The following is a 26,151-nucleotide window of genomic DNA, read 5'->3' as shown; positions in this document are numbered from 1 at the left end:
GTCACGCCCCAAACCAATCCGAGAACTCGATCCAGTCTGCTCCGGCGACCGAAGCATAGGACAAATCACCCGCTGTTTCCGCATTGCCAGTCGAGTCGATGACGAACGTATCGTCATCAAACTGGTAATAACGAAGCAGGTCTTCGGCATTCGAGGCGACTTCCTGGTTCATGTAGGTCGCGATTTCTGAGGCGCTTCGCGCATCATCCCAGACCCGGAATTCGTCCAGCGTGCCGGAGAGAGCTCTTGTCGCGCGCACGTTCGTCGCCAGTTGCTCGATCACCAGATCTCCGTCCAGCGCAAGGGTGGAGGTACTGTCCAGAACGCCGTTCATGTAGATGCTGAAATCGTTGCCCTCTCGAACAAGCGCCACATGGTTTGCGACTCCATTCGAGGTGAGCGCCGTGTTGGCCACGATGGCATCACCGCCATTGACGATCTCGGTCGAATACAGACGCGCGAGACCGGCATGGAAGTTGAAGTCGTTGCCAAAGACACCGTCCGTCGACGGATCATCGCCCGGCGTGTCGTCATAGACTCCGCCGGCAAAGGCTGAATCATACTTGTTGGTGTTGGTGCCCGGATTGAAGGCGATCCAGAATTCGACCGTGAAATCGCCTGCGACCGAGATATCCTGAATATCCAGACCTGATCCGCTGTTGACCGATGCCAACGCACCGCCCGGGTTTGACGGCGCAGTCTGCACGTTGATCTCTGCGGTCACGATGTTCGACCACGTGCCTTCATTGTCCTGAACGCGATAGGTAAAGCTGTCCGTGCCTTCGAAATTTGGATCGAACGTCGCGTACTCGGCATGGCCATAATGACCGGCAGGCAGGCCACGGTCCGCCAGTTCCTGCGCCGTATCCATAATCTCGACCGTACCGAAACTCGGCCCGCTGACAATCTCGACGACCTGCATGTTCAACGATCCGTCCGGATCATAGTCGTTGTCGAGAATATGCAGATGGTTCGCCACCGGATCAAAGCCGACCGGCAGCGTAAAGCTATCAGCAACGGCGACCGGCGGCGCATTGCCCACGTCGATGGAGACTTCGTTGAACACCGTCTCGGCGCCCAGCTCATCGGTCACGGTGAGCGACACGTTGTAGAAACCAATCGAGCCATAGGTGTGCTCGGGGGCCGCGAGCGTCGAGGTCGTCCCGTCCCCGAAGTCCCAGAGATAGCTGAGCGTATGACCCTCGGCATCGGTCACGTCCGACTCGAAGGTCACCGTATGAGGCGCGCTGGCCGAACTGTCCTCGCCCGGATCGAGCAGGATGCCCGCGCCGGTCGGCGCGGTGTTCACATTGCCCGATCCATTGATCGTCAATGAGATAAAGGCCGCATCCGTATCGGTTCCATCTCCGATGGTGTAACCGATGGTCGTTGTTGCACTCTCGCTGGAACCAAGGCCCGTAAAGTCGAAATCCCGGTCCTTGAATTCGATACTGCCATCCGATCCGATGCGAAAGAAACCACCATTGTCGGCCCGTATCTTGAGCCGCCCCTGAGAGTCGAAACTCGTGGTGCTATCCGGTACGTCGAAAGGTTTGAAGCCGTCCAGTTGCAAGAGGTTCAGGGCACCGTCGCTCGTATCGTTGTCAAATACATTGCCCGATATTTGAACCCAGCTGCCGCTGGCGATATCCGCCACCAAAGCCGAATAGCCGTCATCAACCGCGTCCAGCGTCAGAACAGGCTCGTTCTGAACAAAGATCTCTGCGGTCACGATGTTCGACCACGTGCCTTCATTGTCCTGAACGCGATAGGTAAAGCTGTCTGTTCCCTCGAAATTCGGATCGAAAGCGGTGTATTCGGCCTGACCATACTGCCCGGCGGGCAGTCCACGGTCAGACAGTTCCTGCGCGGTATCCAAAATCTCGACCGTGCCGAAACTCGGACCGCTGACGATCTCGACGACCTGCATGTTCAGCGATCCATCCGGATCGTAATCGTTGTCGAGGATGTTCAACTGGTTCGCCATCGGATCAAAGCCGATTGGCAGAACAAAGCTATCGGCGACCGCCACCGGCGGCGCATTGCCCACCTCGATGGAGACCTCGTTAAACACCGTCTCGGCGCCCAGCTCATCGGTCACGGTGAGCGACACGTTGTAGAAACCAATCGAGCCATAGGTGTGCTCGGGGGACGCGAGCGTCGAGGTCGTCCCGTCGCCGAAGTCCCAGAAATAGCTGAGTGTATGGCCCTCGGCATCGGTCACGTCCGAGTCGAAGGTCACCGTATGAGGCGCGCTGGCCGAACTGTCCTCGCCCGGATCGAGCAGGATGCCCGCGCCGGTCGGCGCGGTGTTCCCCGTCCCTTCCCCGGTGATTGTCAGAGAAAGAGAAGCCTCATCCATGTCATCGCCATCGGCGATCAAATAGCTGATGCTTGTCGTGATGCTCTGACCGGCGGTCAGACCAGCAAATTGCAGATCACGGTCGCGGAATTCGACGGTACCATCGGCATTGACGCGGAACTGTCCACCCTGATCGCCCCAGATCCACCCGAACTTGTTGCTTGAATCGATAGTGTCGTCGGTTTTCGGATCACCGGTGATTTTGTATCCGTTCAGGCCAACAACGCTGAACGGATCACCGGTCGGGTTGTCGTCATTCAGCAGTACATTGCCGATGGTCTGGATCTGGTTACCGTTTAGCGATGCGAGATCCCGCGCGAACGTATCGTCTTCGGCATTGACCGGCCCAACCACATCCGTCTGTGCGTAAACGGGCCGCAGAACGCTATCCGTCTCGGGTACGATGAATTGACGTGATGTGCTGGTCAGCGACGGGTCATCCTCCCAATGGGAGAATTCCCAAAGAAAACCCGCATCTATATAGGACGCCTGAACCGAAACCGTATGTTCAAATCCAATGATGTTGTCGCGAACCTGATCGCCCGAATACCCGATACCGTCGATAAAGAAGTTGAAGCCAGAGACATCGGGCATGTCGTAGGTCGTGTTCGATTCTTCCGGGAAGATCGTCACGGATTTCGTGGTACGCAGGCCACTGCTGTCAATAGCGGTCAGGGAAACCTGATAACCGACGTTTTCATAATAGTCATGCCCGTCGGTAGGGACCACGAAGCTGAAGCCGCCCGGCGTATTTTCAACAGCTGAAACTTCGGGGTGGAAATGCTCGTTATGGGCGAGGTTCACCGACCAGAAAACATCCTCACCGGTCAGCACGCCATCGTTGGCATCAAAGGCTGACCCGGTGAAGGTAATTGTTTCGCCAGCCCGGAACGTCTGTCCCTGGGTGGGCGCGTTGATGGTCACAACCGGCGCTTCGCCAACCGTGATGACCTTGGGATTGTAGACCGTCTGCGCGCCATTGGCATCCGTTACGATGAGTTCAACAGTGTACTGGCCTTCGGAGGTGTAGGTATAGGTGGGGTTCATATCGGTTGAAGTCGCCCCGTCTCCGATCCCGTCCCCGTCAATATCCGGCCCGTCGCCAAACGACCATTCATAGGTGATCGCATCGCCATCTGGATCGAAAGCATCAGTTTCGAAGGTAACTGTATGCGGGGCGGTCAGACTGGCTTCCTCGCCCGGATCGAGAATGATCCCGGTTCCCCCCGGCGCGGTATTGGTCGAACTGTACTCAAGCCGGTTCACGGCACCTTCAAAGTTAAAGATGTTACCGGTCTGGAACGTGGTGATGTAATACAGCGTCCCGTCCGGCGCTTCGGCAAACGTCAGGACCTGACCGGTCGCGTTCTTGAAGTGATTGTCCGACACGACAACCGGTTCGCCAGAGGAATAATCAACCTCGAGATAACGGATCCAGTTCCGTACCCAGTCGCCATAAAAATAAGCGCCTTGGAATTCTTCGGGAAAGTCCGAGCCGCGATAGACGACACCACCCGAGATGGACGAGCCAGAGTCACCGTAGCTGGGCAACTGATCCTGCCCCGGAGCGGAGGCATGAATGTAACTGTGGACCGGGTTGCCCGGATCATCGGGATCGGACAGATAACCTTCCTCGCTCGGCCATCCCATATTTGCACCGGGATAAGCGATATGCACATCTTCGCTGGCATAGCGGCCGTTGCCCCCAACCTCGCCGATCCAGAGCGTGCCGCTGTCCTGATCGTATTCCGCTCGGAACGGGTTTCGCAAACCATAGCTGTATACGGTTGTCAGAACGCCTTCGGGGTCGATCGCCGTGTTTGCCGCACTGGTCGAAATAGCGGTCTGTGTATTGATCCAGGGCGTATAGGTCGCCGCGACGGCCGGATCGTAATACGGGTTATCGGTCGGGATCGACCCGTCCGTCAGGTTGATCCTGTGAACCTTGCCGTCATCATGGGTCAGGTCGGCCGCGTTCTCGCCCTCGAATTCCTCGCCAACAGTGATGTAGAGCTTGTACGGGCTGGGATCGTTCGCATCGATGGGTTCATAGGCCACGGCAAGGCCACCGCCCTGATGGTCCTTTTCAGAATAGGTATCGAATTCCCGCCAAAGCACGGTTTCCGAGGAGATATCGCCGGTGCTTGTCGATCCTCCCGCGTTTTCCTGATGCTGAAACCGCGAAACCGTTGTCCGCTGTTCATCGAGGTTTGTGTAAAGCAGGTAGAAATAGCCGTTGTCGTCAAAGTTCGGATCGACCACGACGTTCAGCAGACCTGCCTCGCGCGAGTTTTCGACCTGTGCGCTGAGGTCCATGTAAAGCGTCTTGGTGCTGTTCGCGACGCTCGGGTCCTCGATCAAAAGCACTTCCCCGCTCTTCTGGATGACAAGGGCGCGCCCATCCGGCAGGAAGGCAAGGTCAGTCGGCAGTACTAGCCCGGTCACGACCTTGGTGTCTATGAAGCCACCGACATCGCCGACGGGTGTGTCAAAAACCGTATCGTCCTGAACGATCGACGTGCCGGTCGGCGGATGCAGATCATGACCCGTTTCGGCGTTGCCGGTCGCGTCGACAATATGCCCGATATCATCGTCAAAGCGATAATATCGTTCAAGGCCGACCGGCACCCCGCCAGAGAGGTTCAGCGCCCCGTCGGCATTGGCCAGAACTTCGGCACCGGGCCGGGCCAGCGACCATATCCGGACCTCGTCCAGCCGACCTTCAAGCGCTCCGGCCACGCTGGTGGCCAAAGTCGAGATATTGAAGACGTCCGTATAATTCGTGGTGGTCGAATTCGCGTCGTTCACGCCATTGACGTAAAGACGGACGACACCGCCTTCGCGAACAAAGGCAACGTGGTTCCACTCGCCCGTGTTCAGCGCGCTTGTACCAACAACGACATCCCCCCAATTGGCGTCATAAAGCCGTGGAATGCCGCCGAAAAAGTTGATGTCATTGCCACCATCGATGTTCGATGAAACGATACCGTCGTTTTTGGCAATCTCCGAGCCCGGCTCGAAGTACACGTTGAATTCGATTGTGAAGTCGCCGCTAAGCGCGATATCTTCAATATTTACACCGACATTATCGGTTTCCAAAACATAATTCATTTAACATCCGCCACCAAAAATGTCGCAAGAAATTATACGCTGAACATGCGCACGAAAGCCGCTCAACGCCAATATCGAAATTTTTCTTCAATTCGGCTCACCCAAGCGCTCCCTTAAAACGGAGCAAAGATGAGCGTAGTCCCACCACGGCTAACAATACAGCCAATTTACGTGGTGTCAGGCTATACAACACCAGCAACCGAGTCAACGAAACCTTGATCAACTTATACGTGTGCAAGTCCTTGAAAGCGGGGCGTTTCCAAAATGAAAAGTCGATTTTGAAGGACACCTTTAACGCACTCAGAAGGCTTGCGCCTTGCAGGTCACCAACAGTACGCTTCCCATATTTAAAGCCGTGATCATTCAAGGACCATCCATTTTATGTCCCGATTCCGTTTAACTATTTTTCCCGTATCAATAATTCTGACCGCAGTTATGTCAGTCATTGCTTGGTTTCTTTCCGGGCAGCCGCCCCTTGTCGGAATCGATGATGCTGCAATAACGCGATCCTATTCCGAAAATATCGCGAACGGGCATGGGTTCGTTTATAATATAGGCGGTGAAAGGGTCGAAGGAGCGACCTCGTTTCTTTGGACCCTGATCGTGAGTCTCGCCTATCTCCTGCCCTTCAAGGTCGAATTCACGATTATCGCGATAAACTACGTCGTAACGGTTTGCGGAGTCACTTTCTCGCTCTGGACCGCCGCGAGCATTGCGCGGCATTTTTCCATTTCCCGCAAAGGCTTAATGGGACTACTTATCGCCATCTACATATCCATGCCGGGCTATTTCATGTGGTCGGTCGTATCCATGATGGAAATAGCGATCTGGTCAGCCGCCATCTCCTTTCTTGTATGGCGGATCGTACGGCATCTCGACGCAACGCCCCCTGCCCGATGGCTCGACGGCGGGCTTTTATTCGGGGCCATGGTCCTTCCACTGATCCGTCCAGAGGGTGTCGCGATTGCGGTCGGCTTACTTACTCTTGCACTTATCATTGCGCCGCGGCGCTCCCTGCCGCCTCTGATCGCAATCGGCGCAGCCCTGGCTTCGCTCGCGGCGCTTGTCCTGTTCCGGCTCAGCTACTTTGGGTATCCGTTTCCGAACACCTATTACGCCAAGGTGTCCTCGGACCGGGTTCAGGATATCGTCGATGGTCTCAAGTACTTGGTTCGGTTTCTCAACCAGCAACCCTTCGCGGATTTTTTCTTACTCTGCTGGGCCGGCCTTACCGTGCTCGCCATTGCCAATCTCATCCGCAAAAGCAGAACCAACACCGCTGGCCTCCTAGTTGTTGCCGCCACGGTCTTTGGCATGCTGTCGATTTATGCTGTTCTTGGCGGCGACCATTTCGCACAATGGCGTTTCTACCAACCCTTGCTTCCGCTCTTTGCAATCGGACCGGCTCTGCTGGTTCTATTGGGTTTCGATCTGATCCGTCCCTACTTGGCCAGTTCCTTAGCAACCTTTGCCGCTCTCTCCGCCTCGTTTCTTATGCTGCTTGGATGCAGCTGGCTCCCCTTCTATCAGGCGCGCTTCGAAGTTCAGGTAGAATACATTCTGACATATCGCGGCGAAGAATTCGGAGAATACCTGAACACGGTAACGCCTCTTCCGCGTCTGGGCGTCGTTGCCGCAGGCGGCATCGCCCTAAGCTACAAAGGTTGGCTTCTCGACCTGATGGGCCTGAACTGGACAAGAATGGCCCATGCCAATCCCGTCAAAGTTGGCTACAGGAACCACGCGAGTTTCGACAAGGGCGTCTTCTGGGATGAGACGCCGGACCTGATCGCGAACTTTACCAGTGGGATCTGCCAGAAAACGGACTGGATCGAACCGAACGCGGCAGAGGGCCCTCTCAAAGGTTTGATAGCGGATACTGACTTCCAAAAAAGCTTTTCGCCAGTTCGGCTATGGGCAGATGACGAAAACTGTTGGAATGGCTTTGCAAAACGGGAATGGCTTGCCATACTCAGCGACAGCCGTATCGAACGTGTCCCTTGGTCCGCGCTGGTATTGCACTCCTATTAAAGACGACTCCACCTACCAAATCGATTAAGTCATTTTTCTGCGCCAACCGCATAAATCCATTCTAAGAATTTGTCCGATCGGTATCTGAATATTTAGTTTCAACGCATTGACGCGAGCTTTTTAGACTATTGTAGAAGGTAAATTTTTGATGCCCTTCGTAAGCTGCGATAAAGCTTCGCAAAAGCACTATGAAGTTTGCGTCGTCGGAGCCGGTCCCGCAGGGCTGGCAGTCGCATTCTCCCTGAACAAGAGCGGCATTTCGGTGCTTGTCTTGGAATGTGGCACGGAGAACCCCGCCAGTTGCAGCTTTGACGCGACGGGCCCTTTCGGCCAGACACATGCGCCCCTCAAGGAAGTTTCGGCCAATGCACTCGGTGGAACGTCTTGGAAATGGGGCGGCCGCATCATGCCGATCGCCTCGGCGGATTTCAAGGATTACGAATGGCCGCTAGCCTACGAGGAATACACCGATTTCCTTGAGGAAGCTGCCTGTTTCCTCAAAGGGCCAAAAGACCATGCAAAAGTAGAATCCTATTTCAAAGATGTGCCTGCCGACCTTGATGCCGTCGAGAAAATGACTGCGTTCACATCGGTATCGCAGGCCTATCAGGACGAGCTCAAGGACGAAACCGGCCCGGACATCGCCCTGTCCATCGAGGTGACCGGCCTTGAAGTAAAGAACGACGACCAAACCGGTAAGCCGCGATGTGTTGGGGTAAAAGCGCGCGTGGTTGGAGAAGACAAACCGATTACAATTCAGGCGCAAACCATCGTTCTGTCAGCGGGCGGCATTTCCACCACGAGGTTAATGCTGGCAGCGCAAGCACGAGCCCCGGAGCATTTTGGTCATCTAAGCGAACTTGGCGCATATTATTCCGGCCATCTGACAGGCAGCATCGCGTCCATCGAATTTCCTCGGACATGCGACATTGGTGAGTTCGGCTGGAGCGTCCGACCGGACGGATCTTTCCGCCGCAGGGTTTTTCATTATTCCCGGGCGAGGAATTGTGGGGCGGGCATGATCTTCTGGGCAAAGAACAAGCCGCTGGGGGACGCATCGCACGGATCGGCAATTCTCTCTGCCAAGCATATCGTTTCGAAACTGCGCACTTACAGAAATAAGACCGACGATCCAGATGCCCCGCGCATCGTGAACAAGCGCAAGGCGACCCCGGTGCCAGGCCATGTAATGAACATCCTGCTCGACGGCCCTTCGGCGATTGGCGTGACGAACAAGATGCTGAAAGCACGCCGCGCAACCAACCGCCCGCGTATGGACTACCTAGTGCCGAACCGCACAAACACCTATCGGCTCTGCTACCATTCCGAACATGCCCTCATCCGCAGCAACCGGATATCGCTTTCGGAATGTGTTCAGCCCGACAGGCTGCCCGCGATCCACATCGATTTTAATTTCTCCGATGCCGATATCGAATCCGTCCTCGAAGGCCACCGCCAGCTTGCAAGTGATCTTGAGGCTTCAAAGATAGCAAAGATCGCGTACACTACCGATCAAAGCAATATGGCTCGTGAGATCCGCCGCAGCGCCATGGATGGCTACCACCAAATCGGGACAACACGCATGGGCAGATGCGCCTCGGACAGTGTCGTTGATCCCAACTGCCGTGTTCATGGCCTGCAGGGCCTCTATATCGCAAGCTCGAGCATATTCCGTAGCTCTGCTGCCGTGCCTCCGACGTTGTCGATCGTCGCTTTTGCCCTGAGGCTCGCAAATCATCTGAAAACTGTGCGCGGAAAAGGTTGACCATGGCCTACGCGAGCACAGAAACATTCAGCCAACCCATCGGTCGGCCGCCGCACACGCTCAAACGTGCAAACGCTATACAAAACCTGCTGATCGTTCTTTGGTTTCTGGTGACCTTCACGACATTTCCGCGCGATGAACTTTTGCTCTACCCTCTCGCCGGGTACTTCTTTCTGTCCTTTCTGCTTGATCGGCAGGTCACCTTTCCCTTGATGGCCAAGTGCTGGCCCCTGCTCTTGTTTCCTCTCTGGCAGATCGTCACCGTTCCATTCGTGGAAGTCCCGGCCGAGGCGCTACGCAGCGCGATCTTGCTGTTCTTGACGGTCACGCTGGCCGTCCTCCTTGCGGCGAGGTTCACGCCGCGCCAGATCGTGCTCGCCGTTCTGGCCGCGTCAGGCCTATGCGCCATCCTCAGCCTCTTCATCACGTCCTATCATGATGGCGCAATGACAGGGATATTCGCTCATAAAAACATGCTGGGCGCGAAAATGCTTTTGCTGGTCAGCGCATCGGTCTGCACGATGCTCGACAGGCACATTCGACGGGGATTAAGGATCTTCGCGGCCGCCCTATTGGGATTGGCCTTCTTGCTGATCCTCGCCAGTCACTCGGCAACCGCACTTGTCCTTGCACTCGGGATCTTCTGTGTCACGCTGGGCGCCCATTTCGTAGCCGGTCAGGGTGCACGCACGCCCCCGGATCGTATTGTCTTTGTCTTTCTACTTGCCGGGGTGCTGGGTGCTGCGGCACCGGTGATCCTGAGCAGTTTGCCCGGCTCGCCCTTCGCCCTATTGCTGGAAAGCCTCGGAAAGAGCAGCACCCTGACAGGTCGAACGCAGCTGTGGAGCTACGCCGAGGACGTCATTCGGCAACGCCCCTACATCGGCTTTGGCGAACGGGGCTTCTGGCGCTATTCCGATAACGATCTGGTGCGCGAAATTTTTGCTGAATTTCACAAGAACCCGAACCAGATTTTTTCGTTTCACAATTCTTTCTATGAAATCGCGGTGCACCAAGGGCTGATCGGGCTGGCGATCGCCCTACCCGTGGCACTCTGGTCGATCGTCCGGATCATTACGCTGGTCTTCAGGCACGGTGGAATGCCCTTTATCTTTTTCCTGACCGTGGTTGTGGTCGAGACCATTCGCGCGATGGTCGAAAGCGAAATGATGAAACCTCTGCTGCTCGCCAACATTCTGATCTGGATCGGCGCGATCTACGCTTCGAAATATCCGGGCCGCCACAGGGTAAGACACGGCGCGCGATGAACTTTTTAGCATTTCATCAAATTGAAAAACCGCGACAGGGCAACCCGTCGCGGTCTTTCGTTTTGCACTCCCCTTCCTAAGAAGGGGAAGGGAGCGAGCCGCTACAGACCTTAGAAAAGATCGAAAGTCCCGGTGTCTGCGAACATCCAGTCGACATCCTCGCCGACATGGCGGACTTCTGAATCCTTCGACTGTTCTTCCTGAACAAAGATGTCAGCAACGCCATTGCCCAGGCTGCTCAGGCGCATCGTCGAGGTGTCGTTGCCATTGGTCGACGCCATGGTGGCGAAAAATGCCTCGGCATCCAGCTCGGTGTCGCCGTAGACGGAGGTGACCTTGCTACCGATACCGCTCGTCGAACCGGCGATCAGACCAGACGCGGCATCCCCGCCTTCCTGGATCGCGATGTACGAAAGCTGTTCAGGTGACCAGTTGGCCGACACGGCTTCCTCGGACTGCAGGGCAATATCGTAAGTTCCGTTGCCCTTGTCGTCCATCCGGGCCACCACAGGCGTGCCGGAATTCTGTGTCAGCACCTGCGAGAAGACCGAAACATCGCTACCCATGCCGCTGAGGTTGAGGCTCGTTTGCCCCTGAAGACCCGTATCCATGGTGCCTGCGGTGATCTGACGCCCATCGCCAAGTGTGTAGGTACCTTCGCTCATCGCCATCCACGAGATGGTTTCCTCACCGTGAGTACCATCCTGATAAGCCCATTCCTCGATCTGGAATTCAAAGCCCTCTGAGGTCACGTTGCGAACCGCTGCGAAGGCCGGCTTTTCAAACCCGAATGAGACAGGCCCCATGACCACGGTCGCATTTTCGATCTGCGAACTGAACGAGACATGCATCCAGCCGTCTGCCGTCGTTTGCGCCGTTGTGACCGAACCGACTTCAAGGAAAGGGCCAGTCTCTTCGGCGGGCTCTCCGACAAACACGATACTGTCGCTGACCGACGTGGTATCGTTGCCCATGCTCTGACCATCATCAAAACTGAACGCCGTTGACAGGCCATCAATCTCGCTCGCGTCCATGCTGTAATACATGCTGCTGGTGATTTCGGCCGGGCTGCGCGCCTCATCCCACATCCGCACCTCGTCCAGCGCGCCCATCAAGCCACGGGACATGGTAAGACCGTCACCAAGCGTGTCGATAGAGATTGAATCGTTCCACGGGCCGCTCGATTGGCCGGACAACTTGCCGTCCACGTAGATTTTGACATCGCCCGCTTCGCGCACCACGGCGTAATGGGCCCAGACCCCATCGACCGCCGGAACACTGGCCGAGGCGATTTCAATCGAACCGGACATCACCGACAGGATGCCGTTATGGAAGCTGATGTCGAAGTTCGGCCCGCCTACGATTGCATCCGCTGCGTTGATATTCTTGCCTTCGGCCAGTTTGACCCAGGATTCGATGGTAAAATCGCCGTCGAGTTTGACCGGGCCCACATCCACGCCCTTGCTGTCGAAGAACAGCGAAGAGCCGTATTCCGAGCCGCTCGGAGGCGTTACCGGAGGATCGACAGGCTCAGACCCGCCGTTGCCCTCTTCGGGATCGGTGCCGCCCTCTCCGGGTTCCTCACCGCCGGTGTCGGGATTTTCACCGCCGGTGTCAGGAATCTCGCCCCCCGTGTCGGGGTTTTCTCCGCCGGTATCGGGATCTTCGCCGCCCATGTCAGGGTCTTCACCGCCCATATCCGGGTCGGTGCCACCGCCATGGTGACCACCGCCCATGCCGCCGTTACCCGAACTGACCGATGAATCAATGATGTTCAGATCGCCGTCGGGCATCACGAATTCGGAGATTTCGTACTGCGACAGGAACTCGTTCGTGTACCCGACTAGATCGATGTCGATCCGGAAAGCAAAATGCTCGCCGGTTACCCGGTCGGTGATCCAGATCGCAATCGGCATCACCCAGCCGCCGTCAACCTGCAGCGCGCCGTGAATGGCCAGCAGATCCTCCGGTGTCGGGTGCCCCATCATGTTGTCGTCGGTGGTGATCCCCTCGCGTTCATGCGCGTCCTTGTCACCCCATTTGTTCGACCCGAGACGCAACTGACCCGCGCTGTCCGTGATCGTCCCAGTAATGGTCACTTCGTGATCACGGGGGCCCATCGTCAGGTCCGAGCTCGCGTCGATTTCAAGCTTCACCCGGCTGACCGGATTGATATCGCTGTGCGCCCACAGGCGTTCTTCGCCATAAAAGGTCGACTCTACCTTGTCGCCGACATTGGTGAACGTATTGCCGACATAGACGCCTTCGTGGTTCAGGCCGACATCCGAGATCGCGACACGGAAGTTCTCGAAATGCGTGTCGATGATCGACGTGGATTCGTGCTTGGTCGGCATTCGGATCGCACGGCCCGCGCCTGCCGCCGCGCCGATGAACAGGCCATCCTTGATGACGTATTCACCGGTGTAGCTGAAGATATCGAAAACACGGTCAACTTCCCAAGCCGTGAGACCGTCGATGTTGCTCCGTAAATCCGTCGTGATCGAGATTTCCTGCCGGTGTCCGGTATCGATGACCGTGCCGACGGCAATTGCCGTGTTGTCGTTGAAATCGATGATCGCGGGTTCTTCGTTATTAAGAACCCCCTTGAGCGGCGCCGGATCATAGGCCAGCGCATCCCGGTCAGGGTTGTCGACACTTGTCTCCGCGCCCCGGAAGGTCCAGCCAAAGTTCGAGTTCGCCGCGATATTGTCCTGCTGCGTGATCTGGCGAGCCTGGTTTTCATAGGCAACCCCGGCATGGCCGAAATCGGCGTTCAACTCGTCACGCTGGATCGAGAACTTGGTCCCGTCGCCATAAACACCGGTGACAAAGTTGCCGATCCACTGACCGGTCTCGTTCCCGTCCTCAGACACGATACCCGCGCCCTTGATGTCGTAGACAAAATTGAAATCCACCGCTGCGGCGCTCGAGTGCTGAACGATGCCCCAGCCCGGCGAGCCATGGACAGAGTTACCATAGAGTACGGCCATGTCGGCGCCGGCTTCGGTTCCTGTCTCATGCAGGTGCAGCGAATAGCGCGATGCGACGTTACCGTTTTCGTCCAGGGGAAGAGACTTGTCCGTACGGCCAAGTTCATCAAATTCCGCGTAACGGACCTCGACATCCGGAGTGTGCATCATCATCACGTGGCCGCGCACACCTTCGGGATTTTCCGAGGTCAGCACGACATTGCGGCTCGAGTTGCCGACATAGACGGAAAGATCGTGCCCCTCCGGCACGGTGTGATCGTAAGTCAGCGCCTTGTCGAAGGTCAGCTTGAGACCGGCCGAGGTCTGCTCGACCGCGACGACCTTGCGCTCTTCATCCTGGAACTTGCCCAGCGTCGTGCCCATCACGACGACATCGTCACCAACGGCCCAGCCGTTGCCATCCGCAACCACGATGGATTTGGCGCCTGCCTGCGCTTCGCCGATCATTGCGGAATAAGGTGCTTTTTCAGCGCCGACGATTTCCACATGCCCTTCGGCAATAAGCCCGTGGCTCAATTGTCCCGGGTCGATGTTAAGATCGATCGGCCCGTCCGCGAATACGATTTTGGTCGTGACATTGGCATCGACCGGATTGTCGTTGGTGCCAATCGTCAGTCGGGAATTCACACCTGTTAGCAGGGTCTCGACGCGCATGTGCGTGTCGATGGACGTCGCGAAATCCAGAGCACCGTCAACACGCACCATCTCGAGCCGTGCATTGGAGGTGGAATTGTATTTCACCTCGATCCCTTCCGGGACATAAACCTTGGCATCGTCTCCGGGGACCCTGCCGTTTTTCCATGTCGACGGATCTGTCCAGCTGCCCGACGAAACCGCTACATGTGTGGCCTCCGCAGGATCGAATAGGAATAGCGTCATGCTCTCGCCATGACCCATATGCGATGTCATGCTCGCGTCCATAGCACCGCCGGAATCCATAGTCTCATCCGTGTTCATCTATCTCTCTTTCTCTGTCCCGATGACGTACCCAATTGGCCGTAGGTCATTTGCCTCGACTCGCGCTGAAACTGGGTTCGACTGATGAATAAGTTACTAATGCTACCGTTAACCATCTTTGTGCCTATTAGTGAAACAGGGCAAAAAATGGGCAAATTTCGGATCAAAAGTAGCTGCAATTCTGGCAATTAATGGTCTATTAATTTTCTATTTGAAAGTGGCGGCTCAATGCCGATCAACCAAAAATAATCTTGCCAAATTTTCTATTAACTTTCATACAATTATACACATCGCTCTGAAATTTTTCGAATTGAAAAATTCACGTCAACGGAATTTCGCTCACGCCTGGATCGGCGATTTTTCGACATGTAAAAAAACACAGCGGAATTAGATGCTGTCTTACGAGCAACAATCCGCTTGATTGCCTAAACTTTAAAAACTGACCCTTCGTAATCGGCGGAAATTTGACTCAAATTGAATCCAAAATCGCAAGCTTCTGCTGAGAATTCGTTAGGTGCCCCAGCGGTAACCTGCGGGACTCAGACCTCGTCGGGCGTGAATTGCCGAATCAACTCGTTTTTAGGGAGGTTCAAGCCTGGGAAACCGGGATTTATCTGTCGCTGACTAGCGTCAGAGCCGGGTCAAGCGACTCGATCAGCGAGTCGTTCGACAGACGTGCACGTACCGCCGAGGCGCCTTCCGACAGCCTTGTGCGAAGGTCTTCGTCGTCAAGCAGTTCCAGGATTGCCGCCGCGCATCCCTGTAGATCTTTGGGCTCAAGCAGCAATCCATCCAGCGCGCCGCCAAAGGACGCCAATGCGCCTGACGTGGCAACCACTGGCATCCTGAGCGCAAGGTAGTCGACGATCTTGATCGGTATGCCACTACCGAGATCCATGGGCGCCAGACCGATGGCATTCTCTCCGCCAATTTCCGACAGATCATCAACCGGCCCAATCAACACCAGACCTTCGCGCTCCGCCTCTTCGCGATCAACGAGCGAGGCAATCGTACCGACGATGTGCATTCTGGCTTCTGGTTTCTCTGCACGCACCAGTGGCCAGACTTTCCGGCGCAAGAAATCTAGCGCCGCGATATTACCCTGATGAAGCGATCCCATGAATACCGCGTGTGGCTTCCCGCCGCCGCTGACGTCAAAGTCCCGGACATTCACGGTGGGCCGCATCCATACATGCTCGACCTGCGGAAACACGGCCTTCATCGCGGTATATTCACTGCAACTCGCGTGGATCAGAAGATCGGCCGCGCGGCAGCGGTTAACCTCTTCTTCCATCGTAATCACGTGATGATCGGGCTGACCGCCGCTCGACAGGAAACTTTCAGCTCTCAGGGAAAACAGGTCGTGCAGAAAGACGACGCGAAAGGCATCTCCTGCGCCGGACAATAGCGGGCCGAGACTACTGTATTCCGCAGTCACGATATTCGCCCGCAACGGCGCAAGCAGATCCATGACCTCTTGCGCTTCGTCCTCGCTCAGTTCTTTCCCCAACAGGCTCGGCACCCTTTCACTCTCACCCGAGGACATCCGGCGGCGCATTTCAAAAAGGGCGCGACGCAGAAACCTTCCCCATACCTTGGGCGAAGTCGAAATGAACAGATCGCCAAACCGCGCGGCTTGTGGCCAGACGATATCGTCCACGACGTCTGCGAAATCGGGGTGGACCCGCGCCCATGCAAGGTTTCCAAAAGAGCGCCTTGGGGTAAATACCAGCGTTGTCGACAAGCCGGCATCGCGACAAAGCTTCAGATAGCCATAGATATACTGGCTGCTTCCCGATTGCATCGTATCCAGACGACGCGCCACGATAAGCGCGCCACGACCTTCTCTCGCTAGGTTCTGAATGGTGCCATCCCTCGCTTTACAGCCATCGCGGCAAACGTTTGGTAACTGCCTCTCGTGCGTGACTGAAAATCCGGGGCGTGGCGCGCGGGTTTCGCATCAATTCGCTGAACACCGTGGCCGCATTTGCCGCCTTGATCGCGCCAAAGACCCGCTCGCTTGTCATCAGGCTTTCAAGATTGCGGCGCCGGTCACGCATGAATGCAAGGGCTTCGCTTTCACCCATGGCATTCAGCCGGACCTCCGCTGCCCGGTCCGCGACCAGAAGCGCGCACAAATGATCGTCCTGCGCGCGGCGAGATACCGACCCCAAGCGCCGCGTATAGTAATAGCCGGGTGTCGCCGAAAACCACACCCTTGCGCCCGCGTTCATGGCGGCGAGGACAAGGTGGAAATCCTCTCCGTTTCTCAGGCTCTCATCGTACCGCAGTGAATGCGCCTCGATGAAGTCTCGTCTTATAACCGGTTTGGCATAGCCAAAGCTGACTTCTCCATGAGCGACCCGGTTCAATCCGATCCAGTCCGTGATGGTCAGCGTACCGGGGCCCCGAATATCGCTCAGGCTGCGCTCATCCAGCGGCACACCGTTTTCATCCTGCGCGATGAAATCATCCAGTATGATATCGACGGCCTGCTTTTCCGCCTCGTCACAAAGCATGGCCAGCCGGCCCGGCGCATACCGGTCATCTGAATCCAGTACGGCGACCCATTGCCCCTTGGCCAAGTTCAAAGCGGTATTACGCGCCGCCCCGGGTCCGCCATTTAGCGCGCATCTAATGGCAGTCACCCGCGGGTCGCCTTCGGCAAGCTTCTTGGCCACGTCGAATGTATCGTCCGTCGATTGATCGTCCGCGATCAGGACGTCAACCTCGACACCTTCTTGCGACAATGCACTGTCGACCGAGTGTTTGAGCCACGCAGAGGCATTATACGCAGCGATGACAACCGAAACGGTCGGGAGGCCGGACTTCTCACCACTGGTCTGCCCGACACTGTTCCCTGTATCAGTCACCGCGCGTGCCCATCCCTACTATACCGATTGCGTTTCAAACCGGGCGATAAACTCGAAATCCATCTGGTACCGATCCTTCAGAACTTCACCAAGATTCTCACCCAGCAGGCTGGCATCATCCGGTAAGACACGCCTTTGCGCATAATGCTCGCGCAACGCCTCTACCAGCATGACGTCAGCCCCCTCCATTTCCACGTGCTCGACATCAGATGTACGGTTCACCGGTCTGCGAAAGTACCTGTCGGCCATCGACTGACCAACCACTCCGATCATCCGGTCGTAAATCTTTTCAACGGGCATGACATCGGTATAGACCGCCCGTCTCAGATGGTAGCGCTGCGGTAGCGTATGCCGGTCCAGCGCCGCCCATGGCTGATGCAGGTAATCCGTGACAAAGCTGCGGAAACTTGCATCGAGAGGCGCAGTCCCGGTCACCTGTTCGTAATTGGCAAGGAGATCATCGGCACCGCTGCACAGGATGAATTTGTTGCGGAACAGAGAGAGCATCCGCTTGACCGGGTCGCGATAGACCAGAACCACATGATCGCAAGCCGCGAAGTCATTGTCCTTCATCACATGGTTCATACGGATGAAATCGATCGGGCGCGTCTGGCTTGCCGGGTCATAGCCATGCGGCGACTGGTCCAGAAACATCTTCTTGAAGCTCGAACAGCCGTTTTTCCGGATGTAGCAATACCCGATTTTCTTGCCGTTCACGACAAGGCAGAAATGATTGCGCCCGAGCCCCATGAACTTGTCGAGGCCGTTCTGCAAACGGGAGAGGCCATTGCGGTTCAGCGAGGTGCGCGTATCGAGGACGCGGTTTGCGTCAAGACTGGCCGGGTCTGCGGTAATGTCGATCATTACTTGCCTCACAATTGAAGCCCCTCAACTGACCTTATCCGTTCTCTTATCGTCAGAATTGCGACATGCAGCATATACAGGCCCCATGTGTCCCCAAAATTCGAAGAAACCTGGCGTGTCTGTCTATTTATTATGCAATCTAACATGTTTTAGCGCGTCTGAGAACGAATCTTCCCGCTGAGTCCGGCAGCCTATGTCGTCATCCTGGGGTCAGAAAATGAGAGTGAGGCCTGTCTGTTAGAGCCACATCTCGGTAATTTAATGAAGTCAGCGAAATGCTATTCGGTAAAAGTGTTCAAGAAGTCAAAAGTGGTCAGAAAATCTATTGATACAAAGTAAGTCTTTCTTTGTTAATAAAACTTGCCCGTAAAATCAATTCATTTGTCGTTGGAAGAATTGGCGGAGATGACCGCAACTTGGCCGCAGAAGAGCCGTATCCGATCAAGCAAGAGATCTTTCCTAGTTAGTTCAAACAATATCAGGGCCTTAACCTTCTTCGCCCAGCATAGGGGCGCACCTCAGGTCGTATTTGCGGTACAAATCATCCCCTGCCTGAGATCTGAGATGGGCAAATGAGTGCGGCGCCAGATCACTGGCGCCGGAAACCATTCGGGAGGGCATGCCCCAACGACCACAGATAATTAACTGTGATCGCTGTCAAACGTCGTGATCAGCCCATCCGTTCGGACGCGTAGGAACCGGGGCTTGCCGGGAAGACAATCGTCTTGGTGCCGTTCAGGAAGACGCGATGGTGGATATGGGCGTGGATCGCGCGCGCCAGCACCTGGCTTTCCACATCGCGCCCAAGGCTGACGTAATCATCGGCAGACTGGGCGTGGGTGACGCGCACGGTATCCTGTTCGATGATCGGGCCTTCGTCGAGGTCCGCCGTAACATAATGCGAGGTTGCGCCGATAAGCTTAACGCCGCGTTCGAAGGCCTGCTTGTAGGGGTTCGCGCCCTTGAAGCTGGGCAGGAAGGAGTGGTGAATGTTGATGATCCGTCCCGACATCTTCTGGCACAGGGAATCCGACAGGATCTGCATGTAACGGGCAAGCACTACGAGATCGGCGTCGGTATCTTCGACCACGCCCAGCAGTCGCGCTTCGGCCTCGGCCTTGTTCTCCTTGGTCACCTTGATGTGGTGGAAAGGGATATCGTGGTTTACCACGACCTTCTGGTAATCGAGGTGGTTCGAAATCACCGCGACAATCTCGACCGGCAGCGCGCCGATCCGCCAACGGTAGAGCAGATCGTTCAGACAGTGTCCGAAACGCGAGACCATCAGCACGACCTTCATCTTCTTGGAAGGGTCGTGGAAATCCCAGGTCATCCCGAATGTCTCGGCAATCGGGCCGAACCCTTCGCGCAACGCGTCGATCGTGGTGCCGGTTTCGCTGTCAAAACTGATGCGCGAAAAGAAATGCCCGGTCTCGGTGTCATCGAACTGATGCAGGTCCCGGATGTTGCATCCCTTATCCGCAAGATAGGTCGAGATCTCGGCAACGATGCCGCGTCGGGTGGGGCAGTGGACGGTCAGGATGTAGTCGTTCATTCTGGTATTCCTTGGATCCGGCCCTGACGGGCTTTGCGGGAGGGTTCAAACCGATGGCTGGCGCATGTGTTGGCGCGAAGAAAGGCATCGGTCAAGGAAAAGAAAACGCCAAAAAACACCCGTTTAGCGCTTATTTTACACGCTTCGGCAAAAGCGTCACCCTATCGCGCGAGAACGACGCGAAAGCCAAGCGGGCTTGACCGAAAAAGCATCGCTAAGAGGCTCATCGAGCGGGCTTTGAGGCGTTTTCGGGAGCGGCTTTCAGACCGCCAGGTGACTCGCGCGGGGGGCGGTCACTGCGGATAGCATATGACCGACAGATAGCGGATGGGAAATTCCAGCAGCATTTCCGGCCCATGCGGCGCGTCGGCGTCGAAAAGCAGCGTATCTCCCGGCTCAAGCCGGTAGAGCTGATCCCCGTGCCGGTAGTCAAGCTGGCCTTCGAGCATGTAGATGAATTCGATGCCCTCGTGCTGGAACACCGGGAAGACGTCGCTCTTGCTGGTGAGGGTCAGCAGGTAGGGTTCGACCACCACGCCAGAATCTGTCGCGCCGATATGTCCCAGCAGGTTGTACTGGTGGCCCGCCCGGCTGCCCTGCCGTTCGATCTCGACCCCCTGCCCGGCCTTGACATGCATCGCGCCACGCGGCTGGTCGTATCCCGAGAACAGGTTCACGATGGGCACGCCCAGCGCATGCGAAAATGCCTGCAGCGTATTCAGCGAAGGCGAGATCAGCCCGTTTTCGATCTTGGAAAGCGCGCCGACGGAAATACCGGTTTTGGCGGCAAGATCCGTGCCGGTCATGCGCTGGCGTTTGCGCAATTCGCGGATCTGGCGCCCGATGGCCAGTTCGAGGTTCTTCTCGCGCGTCTCTCCGACCGCGTGGGGGTCCTGACGCAGCGGTTTCGGACCCTGCCTCTCGTCCACTTCGCTCATTTTTCCACGCCACGTTGGCAGTCGCGAGAGGTCGAAAAAATGGGGGTGATATCGATGCACAAGCTGTACACCCCCTGTACACCCCCCGCGTACACCGGCGGCTCTGCCAGAGGGTCAGATATCAAGCGTATTGTCCCTCTCCCAGCTCGAGAAGTGCGAGACATAGGAATGCCATTCCTGATGTTTCATCTTGATGAAGGAGGCCGAGAATTCTGCTCCGAGCATCTCCTTCAGGCCCGCGTCCCCATCGAATGCGCGGATCGCATCCAGCAGGTTCAGCGGCAGTTTCGGCGCGTCGGTCACGGTGTGGCCCTCGGCATACATGTCGATGTCGTGCCGCATGCCGGGATCGGCTTTGGTCCGGATGCCGGACAGACCGGCCGCGATGATGACCGCTTGCAGCAGGTAGGGGTTGGTCGCCCCATCGGGCAGGCGCAGCTCGAACCGGCCCGGGCCAGGGACGCGCACCATGTGGGTCCGGTTGTTGCCTGTCCATGTCACGCTGTTGGGCGCCCATGTCGCGCCGGAGGCGGTGCGCGGCGCGTTGATGCGTTTATAGCTGTTGACCGTCGGATTGGTGATCGCGGCCATGGCGATTGCGTGTTTCATGATCCCGCCAAGGAACTGGGCGCCCTGCTCGGACAGGCCAAGTTCGCCCGTCGAGCCGCTGCCCTTTTCGGTGGCAAAGACGTTCTTTTTGCCCTTGGCATCCCAGACCGAGATATGGGCGTGGCAGCCATTGCCGGTCAGCCCTTCGATGGGTTTGGGCATGAAGGTGGCGCGCAGCCCGTGTTTCTCGGCCACGGATTTCACCATGAACTTGAAAAAGGAGTGCCGGTCCGCCGTCACCAGCGCGTCGGCAAACTCCCAGTTCATCTCGAACTGGCCGTTCGCGTCCTCGTGGTCGTTCTGATACGGACCCCAGCCGAGATCGAGCATGTAGTCGCAGATTTCCGAGATCACGTCATAGCGCCGCATCACCGCCTGCTGGTCGTAGCAGGGCTTTTCCGCCGTATCGGCAGGGTCGGAGATTTCGGTGCCCTCGGGTGTGAGCAGAAAGAATTCGGCCTCGATGCCCGTCTTGACATGCAGTCCTTCGGAGGCGGCCTCGACCACCAGTTTGCGCAACACGTTGCGTGGGGCCTGCGCGACCTCTTCGCCCTCCATCACGCAATTCGCCGCCACCCATGCAACCTCGGGTTTCCACGGCAGCTGGATCACGGTTTCAGGATCGGGCACCGCCAGCATGTCGGGATAGGCCGGGGTCATGTCGAGCCATGTGGCAAAGCCCGCAAACCCCGCGCCTTCGCTCTGCATCTCCTTGATGGCCTGTGCCGGTACCAGCTTGGCCCGCTGCCCCCCGAACAGGTCGGTATAGGAGATCATGAAATACTTGACGCCCTTGTCCTTGGCGAATTTGGCGAGATCCTTCATTTGCGGTCCTTTTTCCCTGTTGGAGGCTGCGGGCGGTCTGACGCCACCCGTCATGATGTTTCAGAAACCCTTTTTACCCGGATACCAGTCCGTCCCGGCGAGCGGGATCTGTGCCATGGCGGCGGCCTCCATGGTGAGGGCGCAAAGATCCTCGGGTTCGAGATTGTGCACGTGGTTCTTGCCACAGGCGCGCGCGATGGTCTGGCATTCCAGCGTCATCACATTGAGGTAGTTGCGCAGACGGCGACCCGCCTCGATGGGGTCGAGCCGGGCCATCAGCTCCGGGTCCTGCGTGGTGATGCCTGCCGGGTCGCGGCCTTCGTGCCAGTCGTCATAAGCGCCGGTGGTCGAACCGAGTTTCTGGTACTCGGCCTCCCATTTCGGATCGTTGTCGCCAATCGCGACCAGCGCGGCGGTGCCGATGGAAACCGCATCCGCCCCAAGCGCGAGCGCCTTGGCCACATCGGCGCCGGATCGTATACCGCCGGAGACGACAAGTTGCACCTTGCGGTGCATCCCGAGATCCTGAAGCGCCTGCACAGCGGGCCGGATACAAGCGAGGATCGGCTGGCCGACATGTTCGATGAACACGTCCTGCGTCGCGGCGGTGCCGCCCTGCATCCCGTCGAGAACCACCACATCTGCGCCCGCCTTTACCGCCAGCGCGGTGTCGTAATAGGGGCGCGAGCCGCCGACCTTGATATAGATCGGTTTTTCCCAGCCGGTGATTTCACGCAGCTCGAGTATCTTGATTTCGAGATCGTCCGGCCCGGTCCAGTCCGGATGGCGGCAGGAAGAACGCTGGTCGATTCCGACCGGCAGATCGCGCATTCCGGCCACCCTCTCGGTGATTTTCTGGCCGAGCAGCATGCCGCCGCCGCCGGGCTTGGCGCCCTGCCCGACGACGATTTCAATCGCATCGGCGCGGCGCAGGTCATCGGGGTTCATCCCGTAGCGGCTCGGCAGGTATTGATAGACCAACATCTCGGAATGGCCGCGTTCCTCATCGGTCATGCCGCCATCGCCCGTGGTGGTCGAGGTACCCGCAAGCGTCGCGCCCCGGCCCAGCGCCTCTTTGGCATTGGCCGATAGTGCGCCAAAGGACATGCCCGCGATGGTGATCGGGATTTTCAGCTCGATGGGTTTCTTGGCAAAGCGCGTGCCCAGCGTGACCGAGGTTTCGCATTTCTCGCGGTAACCTTCGAGCGGGTAGCGCGAGACCGAGGCACCAAGGAACAGCAGGTCGTCGAAATGCGGCACGCGACGCTTGGCCCCGCCACCGCGAATGTCATAGATGCCCGTCGCCGCCGCACGGCGGATTTCCGAGTTGATCTCGTTCGAAAAGGTCCAGGACTGCCGGGGCATGGTCCGGGGTGTGTGCTGGTCGCTCATCAATAGGCCCCCGCATTGTCGACTTTGAAATGATAGAGTTCGCGGGCTGAGCCATAGCGGCGGAACTCTTCGGGTTTGGCGTCCATCCCGGCGCGGCTCAGCAGATCGACCAGCAGGTCGAGATGTTCGGGGCGCATTTCCTTTTCGACGCAATCCGCGCCAAGCGATTTGACGGAACCGCGCACGAAAAGCCGCGCCTCGTAAAGGCTGTCGCCCAGCGCATCGCCCGCGTCGCCCAGCACCACAAGGTTACCCTTTTGCGCCATGAAAGCGCTCATATGACCGATGTTGCCGCCGACGACGATGTCGATGCCCTTCATGGAGATGCCGCAGCGCGACGAGGCATTGCCTTTGATCACGAGCAGGCCGCCATGTCCGGTGGCCCCGGCGTATTGCGAGGCGTCGCCATCGACGATGACCTCGCCCGACATCATGTTTTCGGCGGCCCCCGGCCCGACCGAGCCTTTGACCGTGATCTTTGCCTGCTTGTTCATACCGGCACAGTAATAGCCGGCAGAGCCGTGCAGCGTGACGTCGATGGGCGCATCAAGGCCAACGGCAACGGCGTGAGAGCCGCGCAGGTTCAGCACCTCGAATTCCGTATCGTTTCCGGCCGCGCCCTGAAGGGTGGCGTTGACCGCGCGCAGGTCGATGTCGTTCATGTCGAGGGTCTGCATTCAACGCTCCCAGAAATAGACAGTGGCGGGCTCGGGTTCCCAGATGCGGGCGGAGTCGATCCCGGGCAGATCGGCGAAAGCACGGTATTCGCTGGCAAAGGCCACGTAATCATCGGTTTCCGCCATCACGGCGGGTTTGCAGGCAATCGGGTCGCGGACCACGCCGAACCCGTTCTTGGTGCCCATCACAAAGGTAAAGAACCCGTCGAGATCTTTCAGCGTGCCTTCCAGAGCCTCGCCCAGCGTGTCGCCCTTGGCAATGCGCGAGGAGATATAGGCGGCGCCGACCTCGGTGTCGTTCTCGGTCTTGGTGACGAACCCGTCTCGGGCCAGTTGGCGGCGCATCTGGTTGTGGTTGGACAGCGAGCCGTTATGCACAAGGCACTGGTCATCTGCCGTGGAAAACGGGTGCGCACCAAGCGTGGTGACGGCGGATTCGGTCGCCATTCGGGTATGGCCGATGCCGTGGCTGCCCTGCATCGCACGGATGCCGAAACGATCGGCCACGTCTTTGGGCAGACCGACTTCCTTGAAAATCTCCATCGCATCGCCGACGCCCATGATCCGCAGGCTGCGCTCTTCGAGACAGGCAAGCCCTTCGTCCCGCTTGTCGCGCGGCAGGGTGATGATCGCATGAGTATCGAGCACCTTGACCGGGACCGACGTGCCAAGCCGGTTGGTCAGGTCGTCCTGCAACCCGTCAAAGGCGGAGGCCGCGTCATCCGATTGCACGGTCACCTTGAGACCGTCGGTTTCATCGCCATAGATCGCGATTCCGGCAGAGTCGGGGCCGCGATCGGTCATCGTTATCAGCATATCCGTCAGCATGTCGCCAAGCCGGGGGCGCAGATTTTCCTGTTTCAGGAAGAGCCCGACAATACCACACATGGTGTTCTCCATTCTGTCGCGCAGCAGCGCGGTCAATCCGGACATATGGGAAAATAATTTTACCTGCAAGAATATCCCCGTCGGGTGCCAGCGCAGAGGCGGCCAATTGCGTAATTCGCCCGAGCTTTGTGCAAAGCGCTCTACCGGTTGGGTTTGGCGAGGCCAATTGCCGCGGCAGTAAGCCCGGTTTCGGCAAGGTTTCGCATTTCACGGGATTTCTCGATTCTCTGCGAAAAGAGTGGCTTGACTAACCCGACTAAAAAAGTCAGATTTTAAACATGTCCAGCCATCCCGGGCTTGCTCCTGGGTCAGCCCGATACCGCAAAAGCAGGAGCATGAAACGATGCATACGCAAACCCAGACGCGCGACACGCAATACGGTGTTGCCCCTCTTCCCGTTCATGATGCGGCAGAGCTGACCGATGGCGGATCGCTGGCCCATATCCGGCTGGACGACCAGCTTTACACGCTGCGGATCACCCGCGCGGGCAAGCTGATCCTCACGAAATGACATCTGAAAACCTGAGCGGCAGCGCCGCCGAAACTCGCGCCCGTAACCGGGGCGGCGTGGCGGTAGGACATGTCGGCGACCTCGATCCGGTCGAAGCCGGGGCGGTGCTTTACCTGCGGCTGTGGAACAGCGGCCCCGATGCGCAGGCCCGGGTCTGGAATGAATTCGCCCGGACGCTGGGTGCTGTTCAGGGGCGGCAGGCCCTCAAGGCGCTTGAGAACATCATGCGGCTTTGCGCCCACCATGCGCGACGCCCGATTGTCCGGCACGATCTGAAATGCGCCTGCCTTGGCGCGGATGAAGCCTGTTTTGCCAATTTCATCGCGGCGGCCGGGCGCGGCGATCGCGAAGATGCGATGCTGATCGCAACTCTGATCGTGCGGGCCGACATGGCACCGTCGCTGACCGGGCTGGCGGAATCGCTGGGCCTTGCGCTGATGCGGATCGCCGCCTTTGAAGGGCTGACGGCGGAACCGGACGACCCGTTCCATTCGATGGAGATGGCTGCGGGCGCGCGCATCCATTGAATTGAACA

General features: G+C 57.5%; 17 protein-coding genes. 6 read left to right on the top strand and 11 right to left on the bottom strand.

All coding sequences use genetic code 11. The features are described 5' to 3' along the window. Position 1 precedes the first annotated feature (1 nt). Positions 2 to 5,473, bottom strand: a complete 5,472-nt coding sequence (locus ACU0FH_RS22340; RefSeq protein ID WP_446196876.1) for a PKD domain-containing protein — start codon at positions 5,471 to 5,473, stop codon at positions 2 to 4. A 435-nt stretch (positions 5,474 to 5,908) separates the two neighbouring features. Between ACU0FH_RS22340 and ACU0FH_RS22335 the strand changes: the two genes are divergently transcribed. The 3 genes from ACU0FH_RS22335 (at position 5,909) to ACU0FH_RS22325 (ending at position 10,537) form a co-directional block, all read left to right on the top strand. Beyond that, entirely contained in the window at positions 5,909 to 7,504 is a 1,596-nt protein-coding gene (locus tag ACU0FH_RS22335) for a hypothetical protein (protein WP_446196875.1), read from the top strand. Between the two features lie 148 nt (positions 7,505 to 7,652). Continuing rightward, positions 7,653 to 9,269: a GMC oxidoreductase gene (locus tag ACU0FH_RS22330; protein WP_446197011.1), complete on the top strand. Its 1,617-nt coding sequence runs from the start codon at positions 7,653 to 7,655 to the stop codon at positions 9,267 to 9,269. Between the two features lie 2 nt (positions 9,270 to 9,271). Beyond that, positions 9,272 to 10,537 (top strand): O-antigen ligase family protein, encoded by a 1,266-nt coding sequence (locus ACU0FH_RS22325; protein ID WP_446196874.1) that lies wholly within the window; start codon positions 9,272 to 9,274, stop codon positions 10,535 to 10,537. Positions 10,538 to 10,647: 110 nt separating this feature from the next. Here the strand turns inward: ACU0FH_RS22325 and ACU0FH_RS22320 are convergent, their stop codons facing one another. The 5 genes from ACU0FH_RS22320 to purU all read right to left on the bottom strand — a co-directional run bounded on the left by ACU0FH_RS22320 (position 10,648) and on the right by purU (position 19,776). Next, positions 10,648 to 14,484, bottom strand: coding sequence for a LamG-like jellyroll fold domain-containing protein (locus tag ACU0FH_RS22320; protein WP_446196873.1), 3,837 nt, complete (start codon positions 14,482 to 14,484; stop codon positions 10,648 to 10,650). Between the two features lie 610 nt (positions 14,485 to 15,094). Beyond that, positions 15,095 to 16,309: a glycosyltransferase gene (locus ACU0FH_RS22315; RefSeq protein ID WP_446196872.1), complete on the bottom strand. Its 1,215-nt coding sequence runs from the start codon at positions 16,307 to 16,309 to the stop codon at positions 15,095 to 15,097. A 55-nt stretch (positions 16,310 to 16,364) separates the two neighbouring features. Continuing rightward, the gene (locus tag ACU0FH_RS22310; protein WP_446196871.1) at positions 16,365 to 17,357 is read right to left on the bottom strand and encodes a glycosyltransferase family 2 protein; all 993 of its coding nucleotides are present in this window, start codon (positions 17,355 to 17,357) and stop codon (positions 16,365 to 16,367) included. An 18-nt stretch (positions 17,358 to 17,375) separates the two neighbouring features. Beyond that, on the bottom strand, positions 17,376 to 18,221 hold the full coding sequence (locus tag ACU0FH_RS22305) for a sulfotransferase family 2 domain-containing protein (RefSeq protein WP_446196870.1): 846 nt from the start codon (positions 18,219 to 18,221) through the stop codon (positions 17,376 to 17,378). 670 nt (positions 18,222 to 18,891) lie between these two features. Next, positions 18,892 to 19,776, bottom strand: coding sequence for a formyltetrahydrofolate deformylase (gene purU / locus ACU0FH_RS22300; protein WP_446196869.1), 885 nt, complete (start codon positions 19,774 to 19,776; stop codon positions 18,892 to 18,894). A gap of 11 nt (positions 19,777 to 19,787) precedes the next feature. Between purU and ACU0FH_RS22295 the strand changes: the two genes are divergently transcribed. Continuing rightward, the gene (locus ACU0FH_RS22295; RefSeq protein WP_446196868.1) at positions 19,788 to 19,976 is read left to right on the top strand and encodes a hypothetical protein; all 189 of its coding nucleotides are present in this window, start codon (positions 19,788 to 19,790) and stop codon (positions 19,974 to 19,976) included. A 93-nt stretch (positions 19,977 to 20,069) separates the two neighbouring features. Here the strand turns inward: ACU0FH_RS22295 and ACU0FH_RS22290 are convergent, their stop codons facing one another. From ACU0FH_RS22290 to ACU0FH_RS22270, 5 genes are all read right to left on the bottom strand, one after another. Beyond that, positions 20,070 to 20,714 carry a helix-turn-helix domain-containing protein gene (locus ACU0FH_RS22290; RefSeq protein ID WP_446196867.1) on the bottom strand — a complete coding sequence of 215 codons (645 nt, stop codon included), beginning with the start codon at positions 20,712 to 20,714 and terminating at the stop codon, positions 20,070 to 20,072. A gap of 114 nt (positions 20,715 to 20,828) precedes the next feature. Continuing rightward, a complete protein-coding gene (gene glnT / locus ACU0FH_RS22285) occupies positions 20,829 to 22,148 on the bottom strand; it encodes a type III glutamate--ammonia ligase (RefSeq protein ID WP_446196866.1) in 1,320 nt (439 codons plus the stop codon). Between the two features lie 60 nt (positions 22,149 to 22,208). Continuing rightward, positions 22,209 to 23,540 carry an FMN-binding glutamate synthase family protein gene (locus ACU0FH_RS22280; protein ID WP_446196865.1) on the bottom strand — a complete coding sequence of 444 codons (1,332 nt, stop codon included), beginning with the start codon at positions 23,538 to 23,540 and terminating at the stop codon, positions 22,209 to 22,211. Further along, positions 23,540 to 24,217, bottom strand: coding sequence for a GltB/FmdC/FwdC-like GXGXG domain-containing protein (locus ACU0FH_RS22275; RefSeq protein WP_446196864.1), 678 nt, complete (start codon positions 24,215 to 24,217; stop codon positions 23,540 to 23,542). Before ACU0FH_RS22275 ends, ACU0FH_RS22280 begins: the two co-directional genes overlap by 1 nt. Then, positions 24,218 to 25,105 (bottom strand): class II glutamine amidotransferase, encoded by an 888-nt coding sequence (locus tag ACU0FH_RS22270; RefSeq protein ID WP_446197010.1) that lies wholly within the window; start codon positions 25,103 to 25,105, stop codon positions 24,218 to 24,220. It lies immediately after the preceding gene. A 343-nt stretch (positions 25,106 to 25,448) separates the two neighbouring features. On the opposite strand from ACU0FH_RS22270, the gene hemP reads away from it, so the two are divergent. Together hemP and ACU0FH_RS22260 are read left to right on the top strand one after the other, a co-directional pair. Next, the gene (gene hemP, locus ACU0FH_RS22265) at positions 25,449 to 25,616 is read left to right on the top strand and encodes a hemin uptake protein HemP (RefSeq protein WP_088632735.1); all 168 of its coding nucleotides are present in this window, start codon (positions 25,449 to 25,451) and stop codon (positions 25,614 to 25,616) included. Continuing rightward, positions 25,613 to 26,143: a hypothetical protein gene (locus ACU0FH_RS22260; RefSeq protein ID WP_446196863.1), complete on the top strand. Its 531-nt coding sequence runs from the start codon at positions 25,613 to 25,615 to the stop codon at positions 26,141 to 26,143. Before hemP ends, ACU0FH_RS22260 begins: the two co-directional genes overlap by 4 nt. Positions 26,144 to 26,151: the final 8 nt, after the last annotated feature.

Source organism: Heliomarina sp., from assembly GCF_052826185.1.
Note: the sequence above shows the minus strand (reverse complement) of the source record. Positions and strands in the feature narration are given on the sequence as shown.

Coding starts and splice junctions, on each gene's coding strand:
- ACU0FH_RS22290 (WP_446196867.1), bottom strand. CDS start 20,714: ATGAGCGAAGTGGACGAGAGGCAGGGTCCGAAACCGCTGCGTCAGGAC.
- purU (WP_446196869.1), bottom strand. CDS start 19,776: ATGAACGACTACATCCTGACCGTCCACTGCCCCACCCGACGCGGCATC.
- ACU0FH_RS22305 (WP_446196870.1), bottom strand. CDS start 18,221: ATGATCGACATTACCGCAGACCCGGCCAGTCTTGACGCAAACCGCGTC.
- ACU0FH_RS22260 (WP_446196863.1), top strand. CDS start 25,613: ATGACATCTGAAAACCTGAGCGGCAGCGCCGCCGAAACTCGCGCCCGT.
- ACU0FH_RS22270 (WP_446197010.1), bottom strand. CDS start 25,105: ATGTGTGGTATTGTCGGGCTCTTCCTGAAACAGGAAAATCTGCGCCCC.
- ACU0FH_RS22335 (WP_446196875.1), top strand. CDS start 5,909: ATGTCAGTCATTGCTTGGTTTCTTTCCGGGCAGCCGCCCCTTGTCGGA.
- ACU0FH_RS22325 (WP_446196874.1), top strand. CDS start 9,272: ATGGCCTACGCGAGCACAGAAACATTCAGCCAACCCATCGGTCGGCCG.
- ACU0FH_RS22275 (WP_446196864.1), bottom strand. CDS start 24,217: ATGCAGACCCTCGACATGAACGACATCGACCTGCGCGCGGTCAACGCC.
- hemP (WP_088632735.1), top strand. CDS start 25,449: ATGCATACGCAAACCCAGACGCGCGACACGCAATACGGTGTTGCCCCT.
- ACU0FH_RS22280 (WP_446196865.1), bottom strand. CDS start 23,540: ATGAGCGACCAGCACACACCCCGGACCATGCCCCGGCAGTCCTGGACC.
- ACU0FH_RS22330 (WP_446197011.1), top strand. CDS start 7,653: ATGCCCTTCGTAAGCTGCGATAAAGCTTCGCAAAAGCACTATGAAGTT.
- ACU0FH_RS22340 (WP_446196876.1), bottom strand. CDS start 5,473: ATGAATTATGTTTTGGAAACCGATAATGTCGGTGTAAATATTGAAGAT.
- ACU0FH_RS22320 (WP_446196873.1), bottom strand. CDS start 14,484: ATGAACACGGATGAGACTATGGATTCCGGCGGTGCTATGGACGCGAGC.
- glnT (WP_446196866.1), bottom strand. CDS start 22,148: ATGAAGGATCTCGCCAAATTCGCCAAGGACAAGGGCGTCAAGTATTTC.